The organism is Candidatus Deferrimicrobiaceae bacterium, from assembly GCA_035256765.1.
Taxonomy (GTDB): domain Bacteria; phylum Desulfobacterota; class Deferrimicrobia; order Deferrimicrobiales; family Deferrimicrobiaceae; genus CSP1-8.
This window is the reverse complement of sequence record DATEXR010000106.1, coordinates 1-3,160: the sequence shown is the minus strand read 5'-3', so window position 1 is coordinate 3,160 and position 3,160 is coordinate 1. Positions and strand designations below refer to the sequence as shown.

Below are 3,160 nucleotides of genomic sequence, written 5' to 3'. Positions count from 1 at the left end.
CGAGTACGAGCCGCTCGGCGGGACCAAGACCGTGCAGGCGAACGTACGCATCGTGGCGGCCACCAACCGGAAGCTGGCCGAGCTCGTCAGCGACGGGAAGTTCCGGGACGACCTGTACTTCCGCCTGGCGGTCGTCCGTCTGACCCTCCCCCCGCTCAGGGACCGGCGCGAGGACATCCCCTTTCTGGTCGAGCATTTCGTCCGGCGTTTCAGCGTGAAGAGCGGGAAGCAGATCACCGGAGTCACGCCCGCGGTGATGGAGATCCTCATGCGCCACGACTTTCCGGGAAACGTCCGGGAGCTGGAAAATGTCATCGAGTACGGGTTCGTCCTGTGCCACAACCGGCTGATCGATGTGCCCCACCTCCCCGAGGATCTCCCGCAGGGGAACCAGCGCGCCTTTGCGACGAAGCCACCGCACGACGGATCGCAGCTCAAGCTTGCGGAGGCCGACGCCATCCGTTTCGCCCTCAAGCACAACGGCGGGCACCTGGGAAAGACGGCACAGGAACTGGGAATAAGCCGCGCCACGCTGTGGCGGAAGATGAAGAAGTACTCCATTTCTTGACCGCTGCGGTCATCATTTTTCCCCGGACTCCGGCCCATCCTCTCACTCGAAGGCCAACCGTTCATGCCGAGCGTTCCGGAATAATGACATGAGTAGTTACGGTCAGGGGCGGAGACTGCTGTTGCAATCCTGAAATACTTGAAACAGGTGTGTGTTTCATTTCTGCAAAACGACTCGCCTGGTCTGTTCACCCGACAATCTGATAAACCCTTTTACCAGGACCAATTGCCGGCGTTCCGAAGATGTTGGCCTTAAAGTTGCTCTTTACAACGGCCGGTGGAGGATCGAGGTGAAGGTGGCCATCCCGCGATTCAAAGAGGAAGTCGCTCCGTGTTTCGAATACTGCGCAAACATCGCCATCTTCACCATCAGAGGCGGGAAAGTGGTCGCGCAGAAAGGTTTCCCGCTGCAGAGCCGGGATGTTTTCGATCGGTTCAGGCTGCTGCGCGACCAGCAGGTGAAGACGCTGATCTGCGGCGGGGTGCAGGATTTCTTCGAGGACCTGCTCCGCGCGAACGGAATCCATGTGATTTCCTGGGTGACGGGAAGCGTGGACGAGCTGCTCGATCTGTTCGTCCGGGGCAGGCTTTCTCCCGGGGGGAGATCCAGGCATGCCGGTCACGCGTCGCCGGCCCCGGACAAGTGAGGAGAGTGTCCATCCATGAAGAAGGGAAAGTACAGCTACTTCGTCGAGAAAAAGGCGCTGGAGACGACCGAGCGGCCGCGGAAGTTCCTGGAGGCTTTCGCCGCGGTCCTCGAGCATTCCAACTACGGCCTGCCGCTCGAGGTCTACGCGCGGATCAGCACGAAGTGCAGCCGCTGCGCCTCCGTCTGCCCGCTGTACGAGGTGACCGGCGAGGACAGGGACATCCCCTGCCACCGCTCCGAGCTGCTGCTGGGGGTCTACCGCCGGTATTTCACGGCCGAGGGCATCCTGAAGGCGCGGATGTTCGGCGGGTTCACGCTGACCGACGAATACCTCGACCGCATGGCGGAGGAGTACTACCGCTGCACCGCCTGCCGGCGCTGCAAGGCCACCTGCCCGATGGGCGTCGATCACGGCCTCATCACGCACCTGTCACGCTGGCTCCTCGCCGAGATCAACGTCATCCCGAAGGCCCTGCTCGTGTCGGTCCGCGAACAGCTCGAGGGCGTGGGCAACACCTCGGCGATCCCGGTCATCGCGCTCAAGGACACCTGCGCGTTTCTCGAGGAGGAATTCCGGGACAACTATAATGTGGATGTGAAGTTCCCCATCGACGTGCAGGGGGCGGAGTACGTCTTCTTCCCCGCGGTCTCGGACTACCTGCTGGAGCCGGACACCCTCATGGGCAACGCCGCGGTCATGCACGTCACCGGCGGGTCCTGGACCATCGGCACGGGGGACTACGACGGGATCAACTACGGCCTGTTCTACTCCGACCGGATGATGGAGCGCATCGTGCGCAACGTGGTCGCCGAGGTGCACCGGTTGAAGGGGAGGAAGGTGCTGATCGGCGAGTGCGGGCACGCCACGCGGAGCGCCTGGTTCGTCCCCACCTTCTGCGGCCCCGATGCACCGGAGGTCGTGAACATCATGCAGTACACCTGGCAGCAGATGCGAGCAGGGAAGATCCCGCTGAAGGGCAACAAGATCGAGGAGCGGGTGACCTACCACGATCCGTGCAACATCGCCCGCGCCGGGCGGATCACCGAGGAACCGCGCGAGATATTGAAGGCCATCTGCAAGGACTTCGTCGAGATGACGCCGAACCGCACCGAGAACTACTGCTGTGGCGGCGGCAGCGGGCTGGTTTCGATCGATGAGATCCGCGCCTTCCGCACCGGGCCGATGGGCAAGCGGAAGGCCGATCAGCTGCGGGCAACGGGGGCGAAGTACATAATCTCCCCCTGCGCCAATTGCAAGAAGCAGCTCAGGGAAGTCGTCGAGGACAACGTCCTCGAGGGCATGGAGGTCGTCGGCCTGCACGATCTGCTGCTCAAGGTCATCGACTTCGGTGCCGGGCCGGCGGCACACGGGCAGGAGAAGGAGGAGAAATGATGGAGTCCTGGCTGGCGTGGGCGAGGGGGCCCGTCTTCATCGCGGCGTTCAGCTTCATGGTGCTGGGGCTGCCGCGGCACGTGGGGATCACCGTGTGGGAGGTGGTCCGGGCCGTGCACCGCGCGGGGGACAAGAACATCCCGTACCGCAAGATGATCGCGGCGACCATCGGGTGGCTGATTCCCGTGGGGAAGCTCTGGAACCAGGTCCTGTTCAGCCTCACCTCGTTTTTGTTTCACGTGTCCATCCTGATCGTGCCGATCTTCCTCGGCGGTCATATCGCCCTGTGGGCCCGGGGGCTCGGCGTCTCGTGGCCCGCGATATCGAACCCGGTGGCCGACGTGCTGACCATCGTGGCCATCGTGACGGCCGTCGCGCTGATCGTCCAGCGCATCGCGTCGAGGTCCACCAGGGCCCTGTCGAGGTTCCAGGACTACGCGATCCCCCTGGTCGTGGCCCTGCCCTTTGCGTCCGGGTTCCTGCTGATGCACCCATCGGTCAACCCCTTCTCGTTTGAAGCGACGTTTTTCGTCCACGTCATGAGCGGCAAC

At 63.1% G+C, this 3,160-nt stretch carries 4 protein-coding genes; all 4 read left to right on the top strand.

Going from position 1 to position 3,160, the window contains the following annotated elements; translation table 11 throughout:
- The coding region (locus tag VJ307_03555) for a helix-turn-helix domain-containing protein (GenBank protein HJX73209.1) at positions 1 to 568 on the top strand (568 nt) is incomplete at its 5' end.
- Between the two features lie 289 nt (positions 569 to 857).
- Entirely contained in the window at positions 858 to 1,214 is a 357-nt protein-coding gene (locus VJ307_03550; GenBank protein ID HJX73208.1) for a hypothetical protein, read from the top strand.
- 15 nt (positions 1,215 to 1,229) lie between these two features.
- A complete protein-coding gene (locus VJ307_03545) occupies positions 1,230 to 2,609 on the top strand; it encodes a (Fe-S)-binding protein (GenBank protein HJX73207.1) in 1,380 nt (459 codons plus the stop codon).
- Positions 2,606 to 3,160, top strand: a 555-nt coding sequence (locus tag VJ307_03540; protein HJX73206.1) for a hypothetical protein, incomplete at its 3' end; no start/stop codon positions are given. The genes VJ307_03545 and VJ307_03540, both read left to right, overlap by 4 nt.